This is a genomic window from Thermoanaerobacterium thermosulfurigenes (assembly GCF_051201035.1).
In the GTDB taxonomy this organism is placed as follows: domain Bacteria; phylum Bacillota; class Thermoanaerobacteria; order Thermoanaerobacterales; family Thermoanaerobacteraceae; genus Thermoanaerobacterium; species Thermoanaerobacterium thermosulfurigenes.
In genome coordinates, this window is sequence record NZ_JBPODR010000006.1 from 1 (window position 1) to 26,001 (window position 26,001).

Annotated in this window: 27 protein-coding genes and 1 pseudogene; 1 reads left to right on the forward strand and 27 read right to left on the reverse strand. The window is 32.8% G+C overall.

Annotation, left to right across the window (positions count from 1 at the left end; translation table 11 throughout):
• Window positions 1-209: pseudogene (locus HNR52_RS03085) on the forward strand (hypothetical protein); the annotation flags it as partial.
• 205 nt (window positions 210-414) lie between these two features.
• Here HNR52_RS03085 and dut read toward each other — a convergent pair.
• The 27 genes from dut to HNR52_RS03220 form a co-directional block, all read right to left on the reverse strand.
• The gene (dut, locus tag HNR52_RS03090) at window positions 415-867 is read right to left on the reverse strand and encodes a dUTP diphosphatase (protein ID WP_013788051.1); all 453 of its coding nucleotides are present in this window, start codon (window positions 865-867) and stop codon (window positions 415-417) included.
• Window positions 860-2,107 (reverse strand): M16 family metallopeptidase, encoded by a 1,248-nt coding sequence (locus HNR52_RS03095; protein WP_013788052.1) that lies wholly within the window; start codon window positions 2,105-2,107, stop codon window positions 860-862. The genes dut and HNR52_RS03095 overlap by 8 nt, the downstream gene beginning before the upstream one ends.
• A 15-nt stretch (window positions 2,108-2,122) precedes the next feature.
• A complete protein-coding gene (locus tag HNR52_RS03100; RefSeq protein ID WP_013788053.1) occupies window positions 2,123-2,830 on the reverse strand; it encodes a polysaccharide deacetylase family protein in 708 nt (235 codons plus the stop codon).
• A gap of 116 nt (window positions 2,831-2,946) precedes the next feature.
• On the reverse strand, window positions 2,947-5,049 hold the full coding sequence (locus HNR52_RS03105; protein WP_435619685.1) for a polyribonucleotide nucleotidyltransferase: 2,103 nt from the start codon (window positions 5,047-5,049) through the stop codon (window positions 2,947-2,949).
• A gap of 80 nt (window positions 5,050-5,129) precedes the next feature.
• Window positions 5,130-5,396 (reverse strand): 30S ribosomal protein S15, encoded by a 267-nt coding sequence (rpsO, locus tag HNR52_RS03110; protein ID WP_013788055.1) that lies wholly within the window; start codon window positions 5,394-5,396, stop codon window positions 5,130-5,132.
• A 100-nt stretch (window positions 5,397-5,496) separates the two neighbouring features.
• Entirely contained in the window at window positions 5,497-6,429 is a 933-nt protein-coding gene (locus HNR52_RS03115; RefSeq protein WP_435619686.1) for a bifunctional riboflavin kinase/FAD synthetase, read from the reverse strand.
• Window positions 6,430-7,299: a tRNA pseudouridine(55) synthase TruB gene (gene truB / locus HNR52_RS03120; protein ID WP_013788057.1), complete on the reverse strand. Its 870-nt coding sequence runs from the start codon at window positions 7,297-7,299 to the stop codon at window positions 6,430-6,432. It lies immediately after the preceding gene.
• Window positions 7,300-7,305: 6 nt separating this feature from the next.
• Window positions 7,306-8,259: a DHH family phosphoesterase gene (locus HNR52_RS03125; RefSeq protein WP_013788058.1), complete on the reverse strand. Its 954-nt coding sequence runs from the start codon at window positions 8,257-8,259 to the stop codon at window positions 7,306-7,308.
• A complete protein-coding gene (rbfA, locus tag HNR52_RS03130) occupies window positions 8,256-8,615 on the reverse strand; it encodes a 30S ribosome-binding factor RbfA (protein WP_013788059.1) in 360 nt (119 codons plus the stop codon). The genes HNR52_RS03125 and rbfA overlap by 4 nt, the downstream gene beginning before the upstream one ends.
• Window positions 8,616-8,629: 14 nt before the next feature.
• Window positions 8,630-10,684: a translation initiation factor IF-2 gene (infB, locus tag HNR52_RS03135; RefSeq protein ID WP_435619687.1), complete on the reverse strand. Its 2,055-nt coding sequence runs from the start codon at window positions 10,682-10,684 to the stop codon at window positions 8,630-8,632.
• Window positions 10,671-10,991, reverse strand: a complete 321-nt coding sequence (locus tag HNR52_RS03140; RefSeq protein WP_435619688.1) for a L7Ae/L30e/S12e/Gadd45 family ribosomal protein — start codon at window positions 10,989-10,991, stop codon at window positions 10,671-10,673. Before HNR52_RS03140 ends, infB begins: the two co-directional genes overlap by 14 nt.
• Window positions 10,984-11,253, reverse strand: a complete 270-nt coding sequence (gene rnpM, locus HNR52_RS03145; RefSeq protein WP_013788062.1) for an RNase P modulator RnpM — start codon at window positions 11,251-11,253, stop codon at window positions 10,984-10,986. The genes HNR52_RS03140 and rnpM overlap by 8 nt, the downstream gene beginning before the upstream one ends.
• Window positions 11,254-11,270: 17 nt before the next feature.
• Window positions 11,271-12,308, reverse strand: a complete 1,038-nt coding sequence (gene nusA / locus HNR52_RS03150; protein WP_013788063.1) for a transcription termination factor NusA — start codon at window positions 12,306-12,308, stop codon at window positions 11,271-11,273.
• Window positions 12,309-12,327: 19 nt separating this feature from the next.
• On the reverse strand, window positions 12,328-12,783 hold the full coding sequence (gene rimP / locus HNR52_RS03155; protein WP_013788064.1) for a ribosome maturation factor RimP: 456 nt from the start codon (window positions 12,781-12,783) through the stop codon (window positions 12,328-12,330).
• Between the two features lie 125 nt (window positions 12,784-12,908).
• Window positions 12,909-17,141: a PolC-type DNA polymerase III gene (locus HNR52_RS03160; RefSeq protein ID WP_435619689.1), complete on the reverse strand. Its 4,233-nt coding sequence runs from the start codon at window positions 17,139-17,141 to the stop codon at window positions 12,909-12,911.
• Window positions 17,142-17,154: 13 nt separating this feature from the next.
• Entirely contained in the window at window positions 17,155-17,784 is a 630-nt protein-coding gene (locus HNR52_RS03165) for a glycosyltransferase family 2 protein (protein WP_013788066.1), read from the reverse strand.
• Window positions 17,781-18,845, reverse strand: coding sequence for a flavodoxin-dependent (E)-4-hydroxy-3-methylbut-2-enyl-diphosphate synthase (gene ispG, locus HNR52_RS03170; protein ID WP_013788067.1), 1,065 nt, complete (start codon window positions 18,843-18,845; stop codon window positions 17,781-17,783). Before ispG ends, HNR52_RS03165 begins: the two co-directional genes overlap by 4 nt.
• 15 nt (window positions 18,846-18,860) lie before the next feature.
• Window positions 18,861-19,877, reverse strand: coding sequence for an RIP metalloprotease RseP (rseP, locus tag HNR52_RS03175; RefSeq protein WP_013788068.1), 1,017 nt, complete (start codon window positions 19,875-19,877; stop codon window positions 18,861-18,863).
• Window positions 19,878-19,884: 7 nt separating this feature from the next.
• A complete protein-coding gene (gene dxr, locus HNR52_RS03180; RefSeq protein ID WP_013788069.1) occupies window positions 19,885-21,033 on the reverse strand; it encodes a 1-deoxy-D-xylulose-5-phosphate reductoisomerase in 1,149 nt (382 codons plus the stop codon).
• 12 nt (window positions 21,034-21,045) lie between these two features.
• Entirely contained in the window at window positions 21,046-21,828 is a 783-nt protein-coding gene (locus HNR52_RS03185) for a phosphatidate cytidylyltransferase (RefSeq protein ID WP_013788070.1), read from the reverse strand.
• 17 nt (window positions 21,829-21,845) lie between these two features.
• Window positions 21,846-22,607, reverse strand: a complete 762-nt coding sequence (gene uppS / locus HNR52_RS03190; RefSeq protein ID WP_013788071.1) for an undecaprenyl pyrophosphate synthase — start codon at window positions 22,605-22,607, stop codon at window positions 21,846-21,848.
• A gap of 47 nt (window positions 22,608-22,654) precedes the next feature.
• A complete protein-coding gene (locus tag HNR52_RS03195; protein WP_013788072.1) occupies window positions 22,655-22,831 on the reverse strand; it encodes a hypothetical protein in 177 nt (58 codons plus the stop codon).
• Window positions 22,828-23,382, reverse strand: coding sequence for a ribosome recycling factor (gene frr / locus HNR52_RS03200; protein WP_013788073.1), 555 nt, complete (start codon window positions 23,380-23,382; stop codon window positions 22,828-22,830). The genes HNR52_RS03195 and frr overlap by 4 nt, the downstream gene beginning before the upstream one ends.
• A 2-nt stretch (window positions 23,383-23,384) precedes the next feature.
• Window positions 23,385-24,095, reverse strand: a complete 711-nt coding sequence (gene pyrH / locus HNR52_RS03205; protein ID WP_013788074.1) for a UMP kinase — start codon at window positions 24,093-24,095, stop codon at window positions 23,385-23,387.
• 103 nt (window positions 24,096-24,198) lie between these two features.
• Complete coding sequence (tsf, locus tag HNR52_RS03210; RefSeq protein ID WP_013788075.1) at window positions 24,199-24,816, reverse strand: translation elongation factor Ts; 618 nt, start codon at window positions 24,814-24,816, stop codon at window positions 24,199-24,201.
• A 62-nt stretch (window positions 24,817-24,878) separates the two neighbouring features.
• Complete coding sequence (gene rpsB, locus HNR52_RS03215) at window positions 24,879-25,586, reverse strand: 30S ribosomal protein S2 (RefSeq protein ID WP_013788076.1); 708 nt, start codon at window positions 25,584-25,586, stop codon at window positions 24,879-24,881.
• A 134-nt stretch (window positions 25,587-25,720) separates the two neighbouring features.
• A complete protein-coding gene (locus tag HNR52_RS03220) occupies window positions 25,721-25,993 on the reverse strand; it encodes a hypothetical protein (protein ID WP_013788077.1) in 273 nt (90 codons plus the stop codon).
• Between the last annotated feature and the right edge of the window lie 8 nt (window positions 25,994-26,001).

Consider the following 26,001-nt stretch of genomic DNA (forward strand, 5'->3'; position numbering starts at 1 on the left):
GCGAGATGAAAAAGCGAACTTCTTCTGAGCGTGTTAACAAAAGGCTTCTTAATGACTATGAGTTGGAGCTATCTAAAACCAGAGGCAAAAAGCGTTGGTCTTTCTGGATTATGATACACTCTATTAATATCCATCTTGATGCTAGATTGAAAAAATCTAAGTTTGATTTTATTTCTATGCTTGATGGATTATTAGGTAGAGCAGCATAAATATTGAGATTCCATATACTGTTAATTTTTAAACCTATTTTATTAGGCTTTATTTCTTATACTCTTTTTTTAAATTGATTTTCATTATTTTACATTTTCTTTCCTCTTTTCAGTATTTTATCGCAAAGGCTTTGTTATTTTCTGTATCTAATTTCTAATTTATGCCATAGTATGACGCTGGAAATTAGTTTCCGAAATCACTCATCTATAATCCTGTATGTCCGAAGCCATTCTTTCCTCTTAAAGTTTCGTCCAATTCATCCACTTCAATAATTTCCGGTATTTCTACTTTATTTATTATCATTTGCGCGATTCTAAGTCCTCTCTTAACTATAAAATCAATTTTTCCAAAGTTTATCAATATCAATTTAATTTCTCCTCTATAATCAGAGTCTATAGTACCTGGAGAATTTAACATGGTTATACCGTTATTTAATGCAAGTCCACTCCGTGGACGAATTTGTGCTTCATAACCTTCAGGCAACTGTATCATAATACCCGTTCCTATCAATTTTATTTCACCAGGTTTAATAACCACGTCTTCATCTACTTTTGCATATAAGTCGATACCTGCAGCTCCCTTGCTCATATATTTTGGCAAAGGCAAATCTTTCGCATCATATGTTTTTTTTATTTTCAAAATCAATTTATTATTCAATTTTCATCCATCCTATCTGTTTTTCGTTTATATCACCGACAACTGAAATCCCCAATTGCTCAATATTAAATATCTTTTTCGCAAGATTGTTAACATCGTCATATGTAATTGAATCGATTTTATCTACAATATCATTGACAGTATAAACTTTTTTTAAAAAAAGCAGAGATTTACCTATCGATGACATTCTGCTGCTAATGCTATCCATATCCATTAAAATGCTGATTTTTAACTGCTCTCTAAATTTGTTTACCTCAAATTCTGAAAAGCCATCATTTTTTACTTTTAAAATTTCCTCTATGATCAGTTCATAAACCGATTTTAAATTTTCAGGTGCAGTACTTGCAAAAATGGTAAAAGCACCTGTGTCAATATATGTAGACGGATAAGAGTAGATCGAATATACTAATCCTTCTTCTTCACGAATTTTTTGAAACAGTCTGGAACTCATTCCTCCTCCGAATGCATTGCTAACAATAGATAATGTATATATGCTGTCAAATGAATAATTTATGCCAGGCATACTTATACATATGTTTACTTGCTCATATTCTTTGCTTTTTAATACTATACCCTTATTCCAGTCAGGTTTGTCTAATGAAATGGCATTATTACAAGAATTTATATATAAAGTCTTTCTTGATATAATATCAAATATAGAGTCATCAAAATTTCCTGCAATTGAAATAACAATATTATCTTTAAAGTAATTTTCTCTATAAAATTTGACTATAGTGTCTCTATCAAAAGATTTTACAGTATCTTCATAGCCAAGAACAGGATATGATAATGGGTTACCTTTCCAGGTAAGGTTTGCCAACATATCATAAGCAACATCCTCTGGAGAATCATTATTCATGTTTATTTCTTCCAAAACTACATTTTTTTCTTTCTCTATATCTTCACTTTTAAAAAGTGGATTAAACACCATATCGAAAAGTACATCAACTGCTTTTTCTATGTATGAATTATACACTTTAACATAAAAGCAAGTGCTTTCTTTCCCTGTAAATCCATTTAACTGTCCGCCAATATTATCAATTTCTTCCGCTATATCTTTTGCGCTTCTATTTTTTGAACCTTTAAATACCATGTGTTCAATAAAATGTGATATTCCATTGTTCTCTTTATTTTCATAACGAGAACCAACTTTAATCCATATTCCTATATACACTGAATTAACATATGGCATCTTATACGCTACTACATTAACATCGTTAATTTTCTTTTGTATGTACATTTACTACCTCCTCATTTATTTTAGAACATTTGAAACGCTAGTTATTTCATAACCTTTGCTTTCCAATTCTTTGATCATAGTAGGCAGCGCTTCTACGGTGCCTTTTGTTGGATGCATCAAAACGATAGCGCCATTATGAGCTTTTTTTACAATTCTATTGATAATATTATTAACACCTGGGTTGCTCCAATCTATAGTATCTAAACTCCATAAGATTACTTTATAACCAAGATCTTCAGCGGTTTTTACTACATCATCATTAAAGTCACCGTATGGTGGAGCAAAAAGATTAGGCTTTTTCCCAGTTATTTTAAAAAGTACATCACCTGCTTTTGATATATCCTCTGCATATTTTTCCTTGCTCCACTGCGTATACTTAACGTGTGTATACCCATGACTTGCTATCTCATGTCCATCGGTTGCAATTTGTCTGACTATCTCTGGATTTTTCTCAGCCCATTGCCCCTCAAAAAAGAATGTTATTTTTATATTGTTTGATTTAAATATTTCTAACATCTTTGGAATATACTCATTCCCCCACGCTACGTTGCAAGCAAAAGCTATCTTTTTACTATTTGCATCGCCTTTATAAATAGGATCATTTGTTTTAAACGTAGAAATAGAATGGTTAACCAACATCCCTAATAAAATTATCGCAATAATTATTATTAAAATCAATATTACGGTAGTTTTTTTGGGATATTTTATATAATATATCTTCAAGACTAACACCACCTAATTTATTTTCTTAATAAATTTTATTAGGTGATGTTATTAGATATTACTTTTTTATTGACTATCAATAAATAAAAAACATAAACCATAAGAGGTTTATGCATTTACACTTCTTTGTCATTTTTAGTTTCTTCTGGCAAAGCATCTTTTCTCGATAAATTAATCCGTCCTTGTTTATCAATCTCTGTTACTTTTACCAAAATTTCATCGCCAATATTTACTACATCTTCAACTTTATTCACATGTTTTTTATCTAACTTAGATATGTGGACCAATCCTTCTTTACCAGGAGCAATTTCTACAAAAGCACCAAATGAAGCCAGTCTTGTCACTTTTCCTAAATAAATTGAACCTACTTCTACATCTTTTGTTATTGCTTCAATGATCATTTTAGCTTTCTCGCCAGCTTTTAAATCGGTTGATGATATAAATACTCTACCATCGTCCTCTATGTCTATTTTAACACCTGTATCTGCTATTATTTTGTTTATTGTCTTGCCACCTGCTCCGATTATATCCCTTATTTTTTCAGGATCGACGTTTAAGCTTATAATCCTTGGAGCATAAGGAGATAATTCCTTTCTTGGCTCTTTTATAGTTTCTAGCATCTTATTCAATATAAATAACCTACCTTTTCGAGCCTTTTCTAAAGCTAACGAAAGGATATCGCGATCAATGCCAGCTATTTTTATATCCATTTGTATTGCCGTTATCCCTTTTTCAGTACCTGCAACTTTGAAATCCATGTCACCAAGAAAGTCTTCTATTCCCTGTATATCTGTCAGTATAGATACTATATCGCCCTCTTTAATAAGACCCATTGCAACGCCTGCAACTGGTGCTTTAATTGGAACACCAGCATCCATAAGAGCCAATGTGCTTCCGCATACACTTGCTTGTGAAGTTGAACCATTTGAGCTTAACACTTCAGAGACCAATCTGATTGTGTAAGGAAATTCCTCCTCTGAAGGTATCATAGGTTCTAATGCCCTCTCAGCTAACGCACCATGCCCTATTTCTCTCCTTCCTGGACCTCTTAATGGCCTCGTTTCGCCTACGCTAAAAGGAGGGAAATTATAATGATGCATATATCTCTTGGATTCTTCGTCACCCAAACCATCGAGAATCTGTATATCACCAAGAGGACCTAATGTTGCCACTGTCATAACTTGCGTCTGACCACGAGTAAATATAGCTGAACCATGTGTACGAGGTAAAACACCGACATCGCATGTTATTGGCCTTATATCATCTAATCCTCTACCATCTACTCTTATTTTTTCTTCAGTGATCATTTTTCGCATCTGTTCTTTTGTAATTGTATATAAAACTTCATCAATATCTGCAAGATTGTCTGGATATTCATCTTTAAAATGCTCTAAAACTTCTTCCTCAACTTTGTCTATATTATCGTTTCTTTCCTTTTTCTCTTCTGTTCTTAAAGCATTATATATTTTTTCAGTTGCAAATTCCCTAACTTGTTGTTCTAAGTTGTCATCTATTTCATGCACTATTACTTCCGCTTTTGGAAGTCCTACTTCTTTTACAATGCCTTCTATAAATTCTACTATCTGTTTTATGTATTCATGAGCGTACATTATTGCATCTAACATTACTTCCTCTGGAACCTCATTGGCACCAGCCTCAACCATCATTATAGCATCCTTTGTACCTGAGACAGTCAAGTGCAAATCACTTTTTTCTCTCGCTTCTAAGTCAGGATTTATTATGAAATTCCCATCTACAAGTGCTACTGATACAGAACCTGTAGGTCCGTTAAAAGGAATATCAGATATAGATAAAGCAACTGAAGAACCTATCATTGCCACTATCTCTGGCTGAACATCAGGGTCTACAGATAAAACAGTAGCAATAACTTGCACATCATTTCTATAGCCATGTGGAAATAGTGGCCTTATTGGCCTATCTATTAATCTGGATGTCAATATTGCTTTCTCAGTAGGTTTACCTTCCCTTTTAATAAAACCACCAGGTATTTTACCAACGGAATAAAGTCTTTCTTCATAATCAACACTTAAAGGGAAAAAGTCAACTCCTTCTCTTGGTTCTTTAGAAGCGCAAGCCGTAACCAGCACAACTGTATCACCATATCTAACAAGAGCACTACCATTAGCCAATTGTGCAAGTTTTCCAGTTTGAACGATTAATTTTCTCCCTGCAAGGTCAAGTTCAAAAATCTTTTCCATATTATCCTCCTTTCATCCTTTTAATATATTTTTTCAAATATTTGATCATTAATACAGAAAAAAGAGCGAGGTTACCCGCTCTATTTTCTTAAATCTAACTTTTCAACGATGGCACGGTACCTATCCATATCTTTCTTCATTAGATAATTTAATAATCCTCTTCTCTGACCAACCATCTTAAGCAAACCGCGTCTTGAATGATGATCTTTTTTATGAACTTTTAAATGTTCATTTAAAGAGTTAATCCTCTCAGTGAGTAAAGCAATCTGAACTTCTGGAGAACCTGTGTCTTTCTCGTGAATCCTGTTCTCAGCGATTATTTCATTTTTTCTCTCTTTGTTTAACATAATTTCACCTCCACTCATAAATTCGCCAAATAGCATTGACATCGCCGGTGAACGAATATCAAAGCTATGGTAATCACGGATATAATTTTATCACAAAAAATCAATTATGTAAAATATATTTATAAGATTTTGCTAATGCATAATCGTTTTTCATTTGTTCTATAAGTTCTTTTTCGCTATTGAATTTTATTTCATCTCGAATGCGCTTAATAAATTCAATTTCTATAAACAACCCATAAATATTTTCGTTAAAATCTATAATATACGTTTCAACAGATAAATTATTGACATTAAAAGTAGGATTTATTCCAACATTTGTTATACCGAGGAAGTGTCTATTGCCTATTTTTACTTTTGTTATATATACGCCATTTAATGGTAAGATATAATCCATGTCTATCTTAATATTAGCTGTTGGGAATCCTAAATTTCTTCCAATTTTTCTACCACTAATGACATACCCTTCTAAGCTAAAATATCTCCCAAGACATTTGCTTGCTTCTTCTACATTTCCTTCCTGGATCAATGAACGTATAAAGCTACTACTTATTGGAATATCGTTCAATTTTATAGGTTCAACAATATATACTTCATAATTATAAATTTTCGAAAATTTTTTTAAAAGTGAAACATCACCATTAGCATTGTATCCAAATCTATAATTATCCCCTACAACCGCAATTTTCATATTTAACTTGTCAATTAAAATGCTCTCAATAAAAGTCTTAGGAGATAACAATGAAAAATCCTTATTAAAGTCATAAATTATAGCGTAATCTAAATTGAATTTAGAAAATTCCTCTATTTTTTTTCTGTTAGTTGTCAATAGCTTCTGATAATCATATTTGTATATCGTCTTTGTCGTATGTTGTTTAAATGTAAATACAGAACTCGTCATTTTATTTGTTTTCGACAATTCTACTGATTTTTTAATTAATTCTTGATGTCCAAGATGAATCCCATCAAAGTTTCCAAGAGCGATTACTTTTTTATCATTGTATTTTTCTGTATTGTACTCATCTATTATTATCACTTAGCCATCAGCTCCAAATAACAATCGTTCAACATAGATTCTATCACCTACAACTTTGCCAACGCCAACAAAGAAATGTTCTGGACTATATAACTTTATTAATTCATCATTTGCATCTATGTATTTATTTTTCACAGGATTGCCGTGCACAATCTTACGATAATCATCATTGCCAAGACAGACACCAGGAAATGTTATAATATCATCTATTTTCATTATTTTATACTTTCCACTTACAACTTCTTCTAATGTAAATGAATTTTCTAAAGTAAATGATCCAACACTTGATCTAATAAGCATTGACATATATCCTGAAATATTCAGATAATCACAAATATCACGAACAAGAGCTCTTACATATGTTCCTTTTGAACATTTTACGTCAAACATAATTTTGTACGGTGCTTCGTAAGATATCACATTAATGTCATATATAGTCACAAAAGAAGGCTTGATATCAATAGTTTTACCTTCTCGTGCATATTGATAAAGTTTTTTCCCATCAACTTTTTTAGCAGAGTAAATAGGTGGTATCTGTAAAACATTGCCTTTAAATACACTTTCAATTTCTGATATTTTATGCTGTTCCAAAATTTTAACAGGCATTACACTCGTAATATTTCCAAATTTATCAATGCTATCTGTAGAAAAACCAAAAGTTATTTCTGCTCTATATGTCTTTGTTTGCGTCATTACAAACTGGGCCAATTTCGTCGCTTTGCCTATACATAAAGGTAATACACCTGCTGCTCCCGGATCAAGGGTTCCTAAATGGCCTACTTTTTTTATATTAAAATTTTTCCTTAAAAAGGATACTACATCATGAGATGTCATACCTGGCGGTTTCAAAATATTTAAAAAACCATCCATTTTCAATCACTCATTGATTTCAAATTTTATTAAATCTAAAATTTTTTCTTTTACATCATTTATACTGCCTTTTGTTAAGAATCCTGATGCTCTTACATGACCACCACCGCCAAATTCTTTAGCCAATTTATTTACATCCACATACTTTTTAGAGCGTAAACTTCCTTTTATAAAATCATCTTTTTCAACCAGCATAACAGCGATTTCCACACTATCTATATCTCTACCATAATTTACAATATTCTCTACATCTTCTAATTTTGTATTTGTGCTAAGAAAATCTTCCCTTGATATCTCCATATACGCAACTTTTCCGTCAAAATAAAGTTCCATATTGTTTATAACTCTGCCTATTAGCTTAAGCTTCTCATATTTAATATTATGAAAAATAATATTGGATATTTTATCCACAGAAGCACCGTTATTTATTAAATCACCAGCAACTTCATGAGTAAATGATGTAGTTGAGCCGTACATAAAATGTCCTGTGTCTGTAACAACTCCAACATACAAACATTCTGCAATTTCTTGGTCCAAATCAATACCTAATATTTTTATCAACTGATACACTATTTCAGATGACGAAGCTGCATTGGTATCTACGTAATTCATAGTAGCATACAAAGTGTTCGAAATATGATGATCTATATTTATTGACTTATGGACTTTTTTAAGCAATTCTTTTGCCTTTCCCATTCTATCTGAATCAGCACAATCTACAGTTATAAGCAGATCTACTGATATGTCAAATGGTCTTGTGATTTTATCTGTGTATGGCATGAATCTATAGATTTCAGGTACGTCATCATCAATAAATATAGATACATCTTTTTTTAATTTATTCATGGCTTTGTACAACGCTGTAACAGATCCTATTCCATCACCATCAGGTGATACATGTGTTACAACAGCTATTTTTTCAGCTTCTCTTATTGAATCCAACATATCATTTAAAATCATTTGTCTTCACTCTCTCGACTATCTAAATCTTTTAAAATCTTAGAAATATGGGCACCATATTCTATCGAATTATCAAGTTCGAAAATCAATTCAGGAATATATCTTAACTTAATTCTTTTTCCTAATTCACGTCTTATAAAACCAGTTGCACTTTTTAAACCTTCTATAGTGTTCTTTTTTTCATCATCATTTCCATAAACGCTAATATAAATTTTTGCATAACGCAAATCTTTTGAAACTTCGATATCTGTTATGCTAGTCATATTACTTATTCTTGGGTCCTTTATCTCTTCGAATATCATTTGGCTTACTTCTTTTTTTATTTCTTCTGATAAACGTCCAATTCTGTACTGCACATTAATTCATCCTTTCAACGAGGTATTTCCTCCATCTGATATGCTTCCAGCACATCACCTTCTTTTATGTCATTAAATCTTTCTATGCCTATTCCACATTCAAAACCAGATTGTACTTCTTTTACGTCGTCTTTAAATCTCTTTAATGAAGATATTTTCCCTTCAAAAATCACTATGCCATCTCTTACTAATCTTATGTTTGCATTTCTGGAAATTTTACCTTCTACTACATAGCATCCAGCTACATTACCCACATTAGGAACCCTAAATACAGCTCTTACTTCTGCCTTACCTAATTCTTTTTCTCTATACTCTGGTTCCAACATACCCTTCATAGCTGCTTTTAAATCATCAATTGCATCATATATTATTCTATATAATCTTATGTCGACTTTCTCTTTTTCTGCTAAAGACTTAGCCTTGCTATCAGGTCTTACATTAAAACCAATTATTATGGCATTAGATGCGGAAGCAAACATAACATCAGTTTCAGTAATAGCACCAACCGCTCCATGAATGACTCTAAGTCTAACATCATCATTACTCAATTGCTCAATTGAGCTTTTTAATGCTTCCACAGAACCCTGTACATCAGCTTTTAATATTATATTTAGTTCTTTTACATTGCCTTCTTTTATTTGATTAAACAGTTCATCAAGAGATATCTTTTGCTTTTGCATCATTTCTTCTTCTCTAAACTTTTCCTTACGTTTTTCGGCAATTGAACGGGCTTTTTTCTCATCATCCAATACAACAAGTATGTCTCCTGCCTTTGGAACATCAGATAGTCCTAAAACTTCAACAGGTATGGATGGTGATGCTTTTTTAACTTTCCTGCCTTTATCATCAAACATTGCCCTTACTTTGCCATAAGCTGTTCCAGCAATTATTACATCACCTGTTTTTAGTGTTCCCTTTTGTACTAAAACTGTTGCAACAGGACCTCTGTTTTTGTCAAGTTGCGCTTCAATGATTGTACCTCTGGCTGGTCTATTTGGATTTGCCTTTAATTCGAGCATTTCTGCTTCCAATAATATCATTTCAAGTAAATCATCAAGTCCAAGATTTTTTTGCGCTGAAACATTGACACATATTGTATTTCCGCCCCAATCCTCTGGCACCAAACCATATTCCACCAATTCTTGTTTAACTCTATCTGGATTCGCATTAGGTTTGTCAATTTTATTTATAGCTACAATTATCGGAACATTAGCGGCTTTAGCATGGTTTATCGCTTCTATTGTTTGAGGCATAACACCATCATCTGCTGCTACAACTAATACAGCAATATCAGTTACACTGGCACCTCTAGCCCTCATAGCCGTAAATGCTTCATGCCCTGGTGTATCCAAAAACACGACTTTTTTTCCGTTTATTTCTACAACAGATGCACCAATGTGCTGTGTAATTCCTCCAGCTTCACGTTGAGTAACATTTGTCTTTCTGATTGCATCCAATAATGATGTTTTTCCATGATCTACATGGCCCATAACAGTTATTACAGGTGGTCTGGGCAAAAGATCTTTTTCATCATCTTCTTTGTCCATAATTTCAAGATTATCTTCATTTTCCTCTTTTTTTTCTAATAAAAAGCCATACTCTTCAGCAATTTGCGAAGCATTTTCATAGTCTATTTGTTGATTTATTGTCACCATTATTCCTTTGGATATCAATTTCTTTATGATATCTGAAGGATTTATTTTCATTTTTTCGGATAATTCTTTAACAGTTATAAACGCAGGTATAGATATTATTTTAACAGAATCATCTTGTGGTTTATTATTATCATCCTTCGCCTTTTTGGCGTCTGACTTTTTTTGCTTTTTGTTAGGCTTTTTAGGCTTTTCATCAATTTCGTTATATTCTTCTACTAATTCATCTGTTTCTTTTTCCTCTTTTTCAGTTAATAAATCTATTATTAAACTTACTTCATCGTCTTCTAATGTGCTCATATGATTTTTTACATTAATATCTAAATCATTCAACTTCGAAATCAATTCTTTGCTCGTAATTTTTAGTTCTTTTGCCAACTCATAAACTCTTGTCTTTGACATTTTATTCACCTCCATTAGTTAGAACCTCCTTTGCTTCAGCTAATAGTTTGTTAGATAGGTTTTCATCTGTAATGCCAATCACCGCTGTATTGTCTCTCCCTATGCTTTTGCCAATATAAGACATATTACCAGCGATTATATATATAATGTTTTTATCATTACATAAAGATACAAACTTCTTCTTTGTATTTTCAGAAGCGTCTTCCGCTATAATGACAAGACGAACATTTGATTTAGCAATTCCTTTTTCAACTGGCAACCTTCCTGGCAATAATTCCCCTGCTCTCCTGCATAACCCCAGCATCGAATAAAATTTATTCATTTGAAACCTCTTTTCTGATTTGTTCAATAATATCTTCAGTTAATGAAGTTTCCAATGCTCTTTCTATTTTTTTTGATTTTAAGGCTTTTTCTACACAGTCAATGTTTTTACACACGTAACAACCTCTGCCAGATAACTTACCTGTCAAATCCACCTGAATTTCATTGCTATGTGCTTTTTTTACGATTCGAAGTAACTCTCTTTTCGGTTTCATTTCTTGGCAACCAAGACACATTCTCATTGGAACTTTTTTAGACTTCACGTTATCAACCCCAACCTTTAAGATTTAGCAGTAGATTCACTTGTTATGTCTATCTTCCATCCTGTTAGCTTAGCAGCCAATCTTACATTTTGCCCTTCTTTGCCAATTGCAAGAGAAAGCTGATAATCAGGCACGACGACCCTGGCTATTTTTTCTTTTTCATCAATATCAATACTTAAAACTTTAGCCGGACTTAAAGCATTAGTCACAAATTCTTGTGGTTTTGAGCTCCATTTTACGATATCTATCTTTTCACCTTTTAGCTCATTTACAACAGCTTGTACCCTTGCACCCTTGTAACCTACACATGAACCCACCGGATCAACATTTTCGTCTTTTGCATATACAGCCATTTTAGTCCTTGAACCAGGTTCTCTTGAGATGCTTCTAATTTCAACGATACCTTGTTGTAATTCTGGTACTTCCATCTCAAAAAGCCTTTTTACTAGTCCTGGATGCGAACGTGATATCAGTATTTGTGGACCTTTTGTAGTTTTTTTGACTTCTACTATATAGACTTTTATTCTATCTCCATGTTTGTAAGTTTCATTTGGAATCTGCTCATTTGGCGTTAGTGTAGCTTCAGTTTTACCTAAATCAACTAAAACATTCTTTTTTTCTATTCTTTCTACAATTCCAGTAACTATTTCTGATTCCTTGCTTAAAAAATCTTCATATACAATGCCTCGTTCTGCTTCTCTTATTCTTTGAACAACAACTTGTTTAGCATTTTGAGCTGCTATTCTTCCAAAAGATTTAGGCGTAACTTCAATATCAACAGTATCACCAACAAGGTATTTCTTGCTTAATTTTTGAGCTTCTTCCAAACTTATTTCAAGCAAATCATTATATACATTTTCGACAACCGTTTTTTGGGCATAGACTTTAACATCACCTGTTTCACGATCCATCTTTACTTTGACATTCTGAGCTGTTCCATAGTTTTTTTTGTACGCTGAAACTAATGCAGCTTCTATTGCCTCAAACATCGTCTCTTTTGGAATGCCTTTATCTTTGCAAATTTGTTCAAGTGCTTCAATAAATTCGGTGTTCATTATTTTCCCTCCTTTTAGTTTAAAATTTTATAATAGGTTTAACCAAACTAACATTTTTTAAATCAAATTCTCTTTTTCCACCATCGTCAACGATGATTACTTTATCATCTTCGAGGCCTAAAAGCTCGCCTTCATACTTTTTCTTTTTATCTATCGGTTGATACAATGAAACTTCAACTAAACTGCCTTTGAATTTTTCAAAATCACGTTTTGTTTTTAATGGTCTATCTATTCCCGGCGAAGACACTTCAAGTATATAACTATTGTCTATTGGATCTACTTCATCCAGCTTTTCACTTAAATATTCACTTATAATTTGGCAATCGTCTAAACTGACTCCTCCATCTTTGTCTATATAAACCCTTAAATACCAATTGTTGCCTTCTTTTTTGTACTCAACATCAACAAGCTCAAACTTATTTTTTTCTATGGCTGGAGTAACAAGCTGCCTTGTCAGCTCTTCAATCTTTGACAATTTGATAACCTCCTTGTAGCTCATTATTTTATATATATAATACGAAAGAGTGGGAAACCCCACTCTTAAGTTCCATCTCTATTTTGCCATATCAATTATAACATACACAAATAACCAATGCAACATTAAAATAAACTTAATTGATTTGATTCAGGAATATCCTGTAGACAACCATGCTGCTTTAATATATCAATAACCGTTTTACTAATTCTCGTTCTATTTCTCAAGTCTTCTATTGATAAAAATTTGCCTTTTTCTCTCTCTTCAGCTATTATCTTCGCTGCTTGCTTGCCTATACCTTCCAATGAGTTCAACGGAGGCAATATGCCATCTTTTGTAATTAAAAATTTAACTGCATCAGATTTATATAAATCAATATTTGTGAACTTTAGACCTCTAAGGTACATTTCAAGGCCAACCTCTAATATTGTCAATAAGCTTTTCTCTTTTGCTGTAGCATTATTGCTCTTTGATTCAATTAGCCTTATATTTTCTTTGATTTTTTCTAAAGAATCCATCATATCTAAGTTAAACTCATCAGCTCTAACAGTAAAATAGGTAGCATAAAAAGCCTCAGGATGATGCACTTTAAAATAAGCTATCCTAAAAGCCATTATGACATAAGCAACTGCATGGGCTTTAGGAAACATGTACTTAATTTTTTGGCATGACTGGATAAACCAATCAGGCACATTATGCTTTTTCATTTCTTCTATTTCTTCCTCTTTGATGCCCTTCCCTTTTCTAACACTTTCCATTATCTTAAAAGACAGTTTCTTGTCAAGCCCTTTACTAATAAGAAATAACATTATATCATCTCTTGTAGAGATTACTTCTTTAAGGGTGGCTTTGCCTTCTTTTATTATGTCCTGCGCATTATTAAGCCAAACATCCGTACCATGCGAAAGTCCACTTATTCTCACAAGTTCTGCAAAAGTTGTCGGCTTTGTATCAACCAGCATTTGTCTTACAAATTTCGTTCCAAATTCAGGCAGCCCTAAAGTACCTACTGTGCAATTTATATCTTCTGGATTTATGTTAAGCGCTTCTACGCTTGTAAAAAGGCTCATTGTCTTTTTGTCATCTAATGGTATTTCTCTGGCATTGATTCCTGTTAAATCCTCCAGCATTCTTATTACAGTAGGATCATCATGACCAAGTATATCAAGCTTAAGCAGTCTTCCGCTTATAGAGTGATAATCAAAGTGCGTTGTTATTATGTCTGAATCTTGTGCATCTGCAGGATGTTGTATAGGTGTAAAATCGTAAATATCTTTGTCTTTAGGAACAACCATAACACCACCTGGATGTTGCCCTGTAGTCCTTTTGGCACCAGTACAACCCATGACTAGCCTTTTGATTTCTGCATTATGAACTGTTAAATTTTTTTCTTCAAAATACTTTTTTACAAAGCCGTATGCTGTTTTATCAGCCAATGTACCAATAGTTCCAGCTCTAAAGACGTGACCTGTTCCAAATATTTCTTCTGTGTATTTATGCGCTATCGGCTGATAATCTCCTGAAAAGTTTAAATCTATATCTGGTTCTTTGTCCCCTTCAAATCCAAGAAAAACTTCAAATGGAATATCATGCCCATCTTTTTTCATTTTTGTTCCACATTGTGGACAATTTTTATCAGGCATATCCACACCAGAACCGTAACTTCCATCTAATATAAATTCCGAATGCTTGCAATGAGGACAGATATAATGAGGTGGCAACGGATTAACCTCGGTTATTCCACTCATCGTTGCCACAAACGATGAACCGACTGAGCCCCTTGAACCAACTAAATAACCATCATTCAATGATTTTGTCACTAGTTTTTGAGCTATAATATACATGACAGCATATCCATTATTTATGATAGAATTTAGTTCTTTGTCTAACCTTTTTTCAACTATATCTGGCAATTTTTCACCATATATTTCATGAGCTTTGTTTAATGTCAATTTTCTAAGCTCTTCTTCTGCACCTTCTATTGACGGAGGAAATGTTCCATCTGGTATCGGTTTAACGTCTTCTATAGAATCTGCTATTTCATTAGGATTGTCTATGACGATCTCTTTTGCAATCTCTCTATCAAAATAATCAAATTCTCGCATCATTTCATCAGTTGTTCTAAAATAAAGTGGTGGTTGTCTATCAGCATCTTTAAATCCCTTTCCATACATGAGTATTTTTCTATACACATTATCCCAAGGATCTAAAAAGTGGACATCACACGTTGCAACAACCGGCTTTTTGAATTGTTTGCCTAAATCATAAATTCTTTTATTTATCTTAATCAATTCTTCTTTGTTTTTTACCTCGCCTTTGTCAATTAAAAATTCATTATTTCCTAAAGGTTGCACTTCTAAATAATCATAATAACTGACGATTTCGTGCAATTTATCGTCATCAAGATTTGATATTAATCCTCTAAATACTTCACCTTGTTCACAAGCGGAACCAATTAACAATCCTTCTCTCATTTGTGACAACAAACTTTTAGGAATTCTCGGATTTCTATGAAAATACTCTAAATTTGACTTTGATACCAATTCATAGAGATTTCTCAAGCCCTTTTGATTCTTAACAAGTATAATTACATGATATGTAGGCATTTTTTTTATGTCAACCTTATTTTTTAAATAATCATTTATTTCATTTACTTTTTCTATTCCGTTTTCTTTTAACTTATTGATGCTTTTAATAAAAATTTCAGCAGTTGCCTTAGCATCGTCTACGGCTCTATGATGATTTTCAAGTGACACACCAAGATGCTGCGCTACAGTATCCAGCTTGTAATTTTTTAGATTTTCATACATATGTCTACTTAATTCTAAAGTGTCCAAAACAGGATTATCCACTTCCATACCAAGATTTCTGGCTTTTGTCTTTATAAAAGTCACATCAAAGTTTGCATTATGTGCTACAAGAATAGAATCTTTTATAAAGTCCAAAAATTTAGGCAAAATTTCTTCGATAGATGGGTACTCTTTAACCATATCATCTGTTATGCCAGTCAATTTTGTTATAAATTTTGATATGTGAACTTGTGGATTTACAAAAGTCTCAAATGTATCTACTATTTGAAAATTTTTTATCTTGACAGCTCCAATTTCGATAATGTTGTCATTAATACTTGAAAGACCTGTGGTTTCAATGTCAAATACAACAAAGCTGCCGTCAATAGTCGCAGATGTACTTCCACTGACGATTGGAACACCATCATTGACGAGATAACCTTCTATACCGTAGATTACTTTAATACCATATTTTTTCGCAGCACTTTGAGCTTCGGGATAAGCCTGCAATACAGCATGATCTGTTATTGCAATTGCTTTGTGCCCCCACTCTGATGCTCTTTTTATTAAAGACTCTGCAGAGCTTACTCCATCCATGCTGCTCATTTGTGTGTGTACATGCAACTCTACTCTCTTTTGTAGATGAGAATCTACTCTGAAAGATTTCTCGCACATCTCTATGTCTTTAGCGTTCAATATTAGATCTCTTTCATATTTATCGTAAATAACAGCACCACGCACTTTTACATTGCTACCTATTGTTAATCTGTCTTTAATTAAACTGTACTTTTCTCCATTTAAAAATGCCTTAACTGTAAATGAAGACGTAGTATCTGTAATATCAAAAGTCATCAGATATTTAGATTTTATTTCGCGGAAATCTATTGAAAAAATTTCACCTTTTATTGCAACATCATCGCCTTCTTGAAATACATCGCAGATCTTTACACTTTCTGTATTTATTTCTTTTCCAAGCAATACTTTACTGTCATTATTATCCATATCACTTTCGATTTTTTGGCTGTTTTCTGGAGGACTTGCAATGATGTTATTTGCCAAAATTTCCTCGTCCTTTTTGATTTCTTCATGAAGTTTGTCATATATTGATTCATCAAAATCTAATGCAAAACTTACGTTTAGATCATAATATTCTTTTATCAATTCGCTAATGTACATATCGATCTTGTTTTTCTTAAGAAAATTAAAAGATACTTCATTTGATGCCTTTATGATTACATGTTCCACATCTTTAATAGATATATGACATGATTTTATAAAGCTTAAAGTACCAGGATATTTTTCACTGGCTTTTTTTATGATATCATCCCAATACTCATTTAAAACTGAATACACATCAATGTTATTTGTGCCTATAAATTCAAATTCTATATTTGAAAGTAGAGGGATTTTTGATTTAATAGTAGATTTTAAAGATTCTAATTTTGAAACGTCTTTTTTTAAATTGAAGGGCAAAGACAGTATAAGTTTTCTTTCCTTTAGACATAAACTTATCTTATTTATTTTTATATCGCTTATACCTAATTCCTCTTTAAGAAAAGAAGGTAGCATCAAAATGCACTCCTTACATCCATACCTTTAAAATGTCTTTATACATCATTAGCCTAGCTTTAAAACCTTTAATGAAGCCCAACTTTTCTTCTTTCATTACATGCGTCATATTTTCTAACTGCACATGCTGCACTCTTAAATGTTTTTTTTTGGCATATTTCGTAAGCGCTACTTCTATTCCATATTTTAAAATGTCTACATCACTATTATTTATAAAATCTATAAGAACATCTTTTTTTAAAGTACGCTGTCCTGACAAAAATGGAGCTATTTTTTGTGCCAAATCAGTTCTTTTCCTTCCAGATGAAAATATACCAACTGCCATATCGCACTTATTATCCAAAACAGGTTTTACTAATTTGTTAAAATGCTCAGGAGTAAAACCTATAAGATCTGCATCAAGCAAAACTAAGATATCTCCATTAGCAGCTTGAATACCCCTTTTTAGAGCAGCACCTTTCCCTAAATTTGTTTTCAAATTTATAAGCTTCACGTTAAAAAGAGAAACGACTTTTTCAGTATCATCTGTTGAACCATCATTTACGACTATCGTTTCATCAATAATATTGATTTTTTCCAATACTTTTAAAACATCTTTTATATTTTTTCCTTCATTATATGCGGGAATAATTACAGATATCATAATGATTTCTCCTTCAGTATATCGTTAAGTTCCTTAATAAATTCATCAAAAAGCTTATCTTCTGATACTTTTTTAATAATCTTTCCCTTTTTAAAAATAAGACCTTCTCCAATTCCCCCGGCTATTCCTATATCTGCTTCTTTAGCTTCGCCTGGACCGTTGACTGCACATCCCATTACAGCAACTTTTATGTCTTGCTTTATATTTGCCGTTGCTTTTTCAACTTTTTGAGCCAATTCTATCAGATCAATTTTGGTCCTTCCACATGTTGGGCAGGAAATTATTTCTACGCCTCCTTTTGATAATCCTAAAGATTTTAATATTTGTTTTCCAACTCTTACTTCCTCAATAGGATTACCCGTCAAAGATACTCTTATTGTATCTCCAATACCCAGATACAGTAGCGTACCAATCCCGACAGCAGATTTTATAGTTCCTGAAAAAATTGTTCCGGCCTCCGTAATGCCAACATGAAGGGGATAATCTATCTTTTCAGAAATAATCTTATACGACTCAATTGTCAACGGTACATTAGTGGTCTTTAAAGATACCACTATATCGTAAAAACCGCATTTTTCTAACAGAGATACACTTTTAAGTGCACTTTCAACAATTCCATCCGCTGTTACACCACCATATTTATTTAAAATGTCCCTTTCCAATGAACCAGAATTTACACCTACTCTTATGGGAATTCCTGCATCTTTAGCAGCATCTACTACTGCTTTAAGCTTATCATCTCCACCAATATTGCCTGGATTTATCCTGATTTTATCCGCCCCATGCTTAATAGCTTCTAAAGCTAATCTATAATCAAAATGTATGTCGGCAACAATAGGGATATCAATTTCTTTTTTTATTTCTTCAATGGCTTTTGCAGCAACAACATCAAGGACAGCTACACGTACAATATCACAACCAACACTTTCAAGTTCTTTAATTTGGTGCACGGTTTTTTTTACATCTCTTGTGTCAGTATTAGTCATGGACTGTATTGCAATCGGGTTTTCTCCACCTATACGTACACTTCCTATTTTTATTTCTTTTGTTTTTTTCCTCATAAAGTTTATCACCTATTATTTTAAAATATTTATCCTAACCAAATCTTTATATGTAGCAAAAAGTATAAGCGCAATAAGCAACATAAAACCTATATAATGGACAAATCCTTCTTTTTCGGGATCGACAGGTTTTCCTCTAATTTTTTCTATCAGCACGAATAGAATCCTACCACCATCTAATGCTGGAAACGGCAGTAAGTTAAACAACCCTAAATTTACGCTTATAAGTGCAGTAAATGCCATTAAATTCAGTATGCCAGATTTTGCCTCTGTGCCAATAGCTTGAACTATACCAACTGGCCCCATCAAATCATTTGTTGAAACTTTACCAGTTATTAACATGTAAAGAGATAAAATTATCATTTTTGAAAAATAAATAGTTTGTTTTACGCCGCTATCGACAGCTAATACTAAAGACCTTCGATACTGTGGTACTATACCTATCATTGGCTTTGCAGTGTTTTTGTCAACTATCGGTATAACAGACTTTTTTAAAGTAACATTTCCCCTTTTAATTGTAAAATTTAATTTTACTCCATTGTTTGAATTTATAATGTTCTGCAATGTAGTCCAATCATTTATTTTAGTATTGTTTACCATCACTATTTCATCTCCCGGCTTTATACCAGCCTTTTCTGCAGGATAACCACTTATGGTAGAACTGACAATTGGAACTGGACTTCCAACAAAATAGAAAACCATAATTAAAATTATAAAAGTTAATAATATATTCATCAAAGGACCAGCCGCAAAAATGCCAAGCCTTGTGTACCAAGGTTTATTGGTTACAGCTCTTTTATCATTAGACATTTCATCTTCACCTGCTAAAGCACAAAAACCACCAAAAAGCATTAATCTAAACGAATATTCTGTTTCACCATGTTTTTTTGAAAATATCTTCGGCCCAAAACCAATAGCAAATTCATTAACTTTTGTGCCAGACAATTTTGCTACTATAAAATGTCCAAATTCATGAATCGTAACTAAAATGCCCAATACAATTACACTTATAACAACATAAAAAAATACCACTTACCTATCACCTCATATATTCACGCTTAATTTTTTCCCTTATTTCTTTATCTACTTCTATTATATCATTTAATTCAGGATTAATGATGTTTTTATGATTATTCATATATTTTTCTATTATATAAGGAATATCATTAAACGAAATTACTCTTTCTAAAAACAATTGAACTGCTACTTCATCTGCTGTATTTAAAACTGTTGTCATTGTTCCGCCTTCTTCCAATGCATCATATGCCAGTTGGAGGCATCTAAAAGTATTAACATCTGGTTTTTCAAATGATAGACTTCCAATCTTGGCAATATCTAAATATCGTACACCTTCCACGTATACCCTGTTGGGGAAATTTAAAGCGTACTGTATCGGTATCCTCATATCGGCAGTAGCCATTTCTGCAATAATGCTTCCATCAATAAACTCTACCATTGAATGGATTATGCTTTCTTTATGCACAACAACTTCTATTTTTTCTAATGGCACATCAAAAAGCCATTTAGCTTCTATTACCTCAAACCCTTTATTCATAAGTGTGGCAGAATCGATTGTTATTTTTTTGCCCATCTTCCAATTAGGATGATTTAAAGCTTCTTCAACTGTCACGGATTTTAAATCGCTTAATGTTTTTCCTCTAAAGGGTCCTCCAGATGCAGTTATAATCAATTTATTTACAAATTCTTTTTTTCCAGATTGAATACATTGGTAAATCGCATTGTGTTCACTGTCAACAGGAAATATATTTATGTTTTTTTCAATTGCCAGTTTCTTAATTATGTGCCCACCAGTGACTAAACATTCTTTATTAGCAAGTGCAATGTTATGCCCTGTTTCAATCGCCTTTATAGTAGGAATAAGCGCTGCTATGCCTTCAATGGCCACAACAACAGTCTGAACATTTGAAAGAGAAGCTACCTCGTTTATTCCATCATCACCAGAGAGAATCACTGTATTAGTGTCCACAATTTCTTTTAACTTTTTTGCAGACGATTCATCCTTAACAGCAACAAATTGCGGTTTAAATTCATCAATTTGTTGCTTTATAAGATCAATATTATTATAACATGTAAGTCCTATAACACGAAATTCTTTTGATTTCCTTACCACATCAAGTGTTTGAGTTCCAATCGAACCTGTAGAACCTAAAACGACAATATTTTTCATGTTTAGCTCCTTTCATCTGTTTAAATACGTGAAAAATATGTAAATACAAGGAGATACGAAAAGAATACTATCAAATCTATCCAATATCCCGCCATGCCCAGGAATAATTTTGCTAAAATCTTTCGTGTTGCAATTTCGTTTTATAAACGACGCAAAAAGATCACCTATTTGAGCTACTATGCTGCCTATAACGCTTAAAAAGATGATATAATAATAATTTATTTCTAGCTTTCCTCTAAATAAATATGTAAACAAAAGGCACCCTAACAACGAACCTATTACTCCACCAACCGAACCTTCAAAAGTCTTGTTAGGACTAATTGATGGACATAATTTATTTTTACCGATGCGTTTACCTATGAAATATGCAAAAGTATCTGTCAGCCAAGAAATGATAAATATAAGCCATACAAGCAAGTAACCGTCTTTAATATCCCTTATTTTCCCTATGTACGAGAAAAAAATGACATATATGATTCCCATAATTGTTATGGAAGTATCTTTCAAATTATATCTATGAAGTACAACTGGGATAGAAAATATTACTACAGACAAAATCACAAAAAGATCTATAGAATCATAGGTATAGCCAAAAATATAAAAAAATAAAACAGCCACATAGCCCATAAAATTTATAGGCTTTATTTCTGTATTTTTAAACACCGCGTAAAACTCGTACAATCCAATAAGACTGATAGCTACTAAAAAAAGCCTAAGATACCAGCCCCCCATGATTAATGCCGCAAAAACCAAAGGAAGCCCTATTACCGCACTAAATATCCTTTTTTTTAACATAGATTCAACTCCTTAATTCATATGCCACCAAAACGTCTATTTCGCTTTTGGTAATCAAATATAGCCTGTAAAAGGTGCTTTTTTTCAAAATCTGGCCATAAGACATCAGAAAACCATAATTCGGAGTATGCAGACTGCCAAAGCATAAAATTGCTAATTCGCAATTCTCCGCTTGGTCTTATAATCAAATCAGGGTCTGGTTGTCCTGATGTATATAAATTATCAGCAATAACATTTTCATCAATGTCATTTAAATCAATTTTGCCGCTCAATAAAGAACTGCCTATCATTTTAAATGCTCTAACTATTTCACTTCTACCACCATAATTTAAGGCAATATTTAAAGTAAGACCAGTATTGTTTTTAGTTATTTCCTCGGACTCTTTTATCTTGATTCTACATTTTTCAGGTATCATTGATAAATCGCCAATAAAGTTTAATTTCACATTGTTTTCATTCAATTCATTTACTTCGCGACCTAAATACTCTATAAGTAAGTCCATCAATCCATTAACTTCATCTACAGGCCTTTTCCAATTTTCTGTCGAAAATGCGTATAAAGTCAGATACTTAATTCCGATTTCAGATGATGCTTTAACAATTCGCCTTACAGCTTCCATACCAGCCCTATGTCCAAGTGTTCTTATGAAACCTCTCTTTTTCGCCCATCTACCATTTCCATCCATTATTATTGCCACATGCTTTGGAACATTGTTTTTATCAAGTTTTTTCTCTATCTCCTCATCAAAATTTTTTTGTCGTTTTTTGATAAACCCCATTAAATTTCCTCCTTATAATATGGGCAATACCCCCTCATGTGAGGGGGTTAAAATTCAGCTACTATAACTGATAATATACCATCTTCAAACATCGTTTTTAAGACGCGTCTCTGATATCCTCTATATTTTTTAGTAGGCTTGGTAAATATTATATTGTATTGAACATTATTTTTTTCTAAAATCTTCTTAGCCGCTTCAATATCGTATCCAATAATATCGATCAAATCTCCATTATCTCCTTTTCCTTCTGCTCCAAAATTTTGTCTATTTCCTTAATATACTTATCCGTAAGTTTTTGTACATTTTCTTCGCTTTTTAATTTTTCATCTTCCGAAATCTCACCATTTTTATCCATCTTTTTAATAGCATCATTGGCATCTCTTCTAATCTGCCTCACTGCGACCTTAGCTTCTTCACCTTTTTTATGAACTAATTTAACAAGCTCTTTCCTTCTCTCTTCTGTCAAATCAGGAAAAACTAATCTGATTATTTTGCCATCAGAAGTAGGATTAATGTTTAAATCTGATTTTTGAATTGCTTTTTCAATTTCAGATATTTTGGATGTGTCCCACGGTTGAATAATTATAATCTTTGGTTCTGGTGCCGTAATTGTTGCTAACTTATTTATTGGAGTCATGGTACCATAGTAGTCAATTGATATTCTGTCTAAAAGTGCAGGATTAGCCCTGCCAGCCCTTATAGACATCAATTCATTTTTTAAAACTGCAATTGACTTTTTCATTTTTTCTTCAGTGCTTTTTAACAAATCATCCATCGCTATCCCTCCTTGACAATCGTTCCTATTTTTTGGCCCATTATCACATTCTTAATGTTTCCTGGTACAGTTAAATTAAACACGATAATTGGAATATTATTGTCCATACATAGAGAAGTTGCTGTAGAGTCCATCACCCCAAGTCCTCTGTTAAGCACATCAAGATATGTCAACTTATCAAACTTGGTAGCATCTTTATGTTTAACAGGGTCCTTATCGTAGACTCCATCTACTTTCTTAGCAAGAAGAATCACTTCCGCATCTATCTCAGCAGCTCTTAAAGATGCTGTCGTATCGGTAGAGAAGAAAGGATTACCAGTGCCAGCTGCAAAAATCACAACCCTTCCTTTTTCAAGATGCCTTATTGCCCTCCGTCGAATATACGGTTCAGCAATCTGCCTCATCTCAATGGCAGTTTGAACCCTCGTTTCTACGCCTCTTCGCTCTAGAGCATCTTGCAAAGCAAGAGAATTAATGACTGTAGCAAGCATTCCCATATGATCAGCGGTAGTCCTATCCATTCCTACTCCTTCTCTACCCCTCCATATATTACCACCTCCAATTACAACGCCTATTTGAACGCCCATTTCTTTTACTTCTTTTATTTGATCAGCAATTAAATTTACAGTTTCAAAATCGATACCGTAACCTGTGCTGCCAGACAAAGCTTCTCCTGAAATTTTTAATATTATTCGTTTGTATTTCACAGACATTAAAACACCTCATTTTATTATTCTATAAAAATATTAAAAATCCTTCATGAAAACTATTAAAAATAGGACACAACCGTGTCCTATTTTGGTTGCCTATTTAATTTTATTCTTCTTCTTGAGAATTTTCAATACCTTCTCCTCTTTCAAATCTCACAAATCTTCTTATTATTATATTTTCACCAAGTTTAGCAATCAATTCATTTAATAAGTCTTTTATCGTCTTGCTATCATCTCTTATATACAATTGTTCTAATAGGCAATTTTCTTTATAGAATTTTTCGAGTCTTCCTTCAATTATTCTGTCAATCACTTGAGCTGGTTTACCTTCATTTAATGATTGTGCCTTTAAAATTTCCCTTTCTTTTTCAATAACTTCTTGTGGTACATCTTCTCTTTTTATGTACTGCGGATTTGCTGCAGCGATTTGCATGCATATTTCTTTTACAAAAGTTTTAAAATCATCTGTATTGGCGACAAAATCTGTTTCACAATTTACTTCAACAAGAACACCAATTCTGCCACCACCATGAATGTACGATTCTACTAATCCTTCATTTGCAACTCTGCCAGCCTTTTTAGCAGCGGCTGCTAATCCTCTTTCTCTTAATATATCAATTGCTTTTTCAATATCACCATTAGAATCAGTAAGCGCTCTTTTGCAATCCATCATGCCTGCCCCAGTACGCTCTCTAAGTTCTTTAACTTGTTGTGCAGAAATCATATAATCTTACCTCCATCCTAATATAATTTATGGTAAGGATGAAAATTCCTTACCATTCAAAATTACTCTTCAACCGCAGTTAATTGTTCACCCTGTTTAGCCTCAATTACAGCATCAGCTATTTTTGAAGCTATTAATTTTACCGCACGAATCGCATCATCGTTGCCCGGTATAGGATAATCTACTTCTTCAGGATCACAATTTGTATCAACAATTGCAACGATAGGAATATCGAGATTTTTAGCTTCAGCGATGGCAATTGCTTCTTTCTTAGGATCAACCACAAAAAGTACCGATGGAAGACTATTCATGTTTTCTATTCCACCTAAATACTTTTGAAGTTTTTCCTTTTCTTTTCTAAGCTTTATAACCTCTTTTTTGGGTAAAACTTCAAATGTGCCATCCTCTTCCATCTTCTTTAACTCTTTAAGTCTTTCAACCCTGCTTCTAATTGTCTTGTAATTTGTCAACATTCCGCCAAGCCATCTTTGATTTACATAGTACATTCCGCATCTTTCTGCTTCTTCTTTAACAGAATCCTGGGCTTGTTTCTTTGTACCTACAAATAAGACAGTACCATCATTCGAAACAACCTCTTTTATAAAATCGTATGCTTCCTCTATCTTTTTTACCGTTTTTTGAAGATCTATAATATATATTCCATTTCTCTCGGTAAAAATATAAGGAGCCATCTTAGGATTCCATCTTCTTGTTTGATGACCGAAATGTACACCTGCTTCTAATAATTGTTTCATTGATATAACTGACATATTCTCACCTCCTGGTTATTCCTCCGTTCAAGTCATCTCACAAAACAACCATTATGGCACCAGTTTTATGATCTTTGAACGTGTGTTATCCACTGATTAATATATTATATTATGATATTTTTGTCAATACGATTTTAAATTTTTATATCCACATGCCCTAATAAAAATTTTTTTCTTTCTTTTTGAGATGATTTCCCTTCCATTCTATTTTTATCTTTCTTAGTTGACAATTTATTTGATTCGTTGATTTTGTTTGTCCTGCTTTTTTTTATCTCATTTTCATTATTTATCATCTCCATGAATTGACCAACAAATACATCTGGTCTTTGAATTTCAATCTGTTTTATATTACTTACATCCACCATTTTAGGAATTGCTACCTGTAAATCTATCGGATTTACCGACATATACATTC

What these genes read in the sequence shown, in the direction of transcription:
- HNR52_RS03095 (WP_013788052.1), bottom strand. Translation starts at nt 2,107, where the DNA reads ATGTACATACAAAAGAAAATTAACGATGTTAATGTAGTAGCGTATAAG.
- HNR52_RS03105 (WP_435619685.1), bottom strand. Translation starts at nt 5,049, where the DNA reads ATGGAAAAGATTTTTGAACTTGACCTTGCAGGGAGAAAATTAATCGTT.
- rpsO (WP_013788055.1), bottom strand. Translation starts at nt 5,396, where the DNA reads ATGTTAAACAAAGAGAGAAAAAATGAAATAATCGCTGAGAACAGGATT.
- truB (WP_013788057.1), bottom strand. Translation starts at nt 7,299, where the DNA reads ATGGATGGTTTTTTAAATATTTTGAAACCGCCAGGTATGACATCTCAT.
- HNR52_RS03125 (WP_013788058.1), bottom strand. Translation starts at nt 8,259, where the DNA reads ATGATTTTAAATGATATGTTGGATTCAATAAGAGAAGCTGAAAAAATA.
- infB (WP_435619687.1), bottom strand. Translation starts at nt 10,684, where the DNA reads ATGGAGGTGAATAAAATGTCAAAGACAAGAGTTTATGAGTTGGCAAAA.
- HNR52_RS03140 (WP_435619688.1), bottom strand. Translation starts at nt 10,991, where the DNA reads ATGAATAAATTTTATTCGATGCTGGGGTTATGCAGGAGAGCAGGGGAA.
- nusA (WP_013788063.1), bottom strand. Translation starts at nt 12,308, where the DNA reads ATGAACACCGAATTTATTGAAGCACTTGAACAAATTTGCAAAGATAAA.
- HNR52_RS03160 (WP_435619689.1), bottom strand. Translation starts at nt 17,141, where the DNA reads ATGCTACCTTCTTTTCTTAAAGAGGAATTAGGTATAAGCGATATAAAA.
- HNR52_RS03165 (WP_013788066.1), bottom strand. Translation starts at nt 17,784, where the DNA reads ATGATATCTGTAATTATTCCCGCATATAATGAAGGAAAAAATATAAAA.
- ispG (WP_013788067.1), bottom strand. Translation starts at nt 18,845, where the DNA reads ATGAGGAAAAAAACAAAAGAAATAAAAATAGGAAGTGTACGTATAGGT.
- dxr (WP_013788069.1), bottom strand. Translation starts at nt 21,033, where the DNA reads ATGAAAAATATTGTCGTTTTAGGTTCTACAGGTTCGATTGGAACTCAA.
- HNR52_RS03185 (WP_013788070.1), bottom strand. Translation starts at nt 21,828, where the DNA reads ATGTTAAAAAAAAGGATATTTAGTGCGGTAATAGGGCTTCCTTTGGTT.
- uppS (WP_013788071.1), bottom strand. Translation starts at nt 22,607, where the DNA reads ATGGGGTTTATCAAAAAACGACAAAAAAATTTTGATGAGGAGATAGAG.
- frr (WP_013788073.1), bottom strand. Translation starts at nt 23,382, where the DNA reads ATGGATGATTTGTTAAAAAGCACTGAAGAAAAAATGAAAAAGTCAATT.
- pyrH (WP_013788074.1), bottom strand. Translation starts at nt 24,095, where the DNA reads ATGTCTGTGAAATACAAACGAATAATATTAAAAATTTCAGGAGAAGCT.
- tsf (WP_013788075.1), bottom strand. Translation starts at nt 24,816, where the DNA reads ATGATTTCTGCACAACAAGTTAAAGAACTTAGAGAGCGTACTGGGGCA.
- rpsB (WP_013788076.1), bottom strand. Translation starts at nt 25,586, where the DNA reads ATGTCAGTTATATCAATGAAACAATTATTAGAAGCAGGTGTACATTTC.
- HNR52_RS03220 (WP_013788077.1), bottom strand. Translation starts at nt 25,993, where the DNA reads ATGTCGGTAAATCCGATAGATTTACAGGTAGCAATTCCTAAAATGGTG.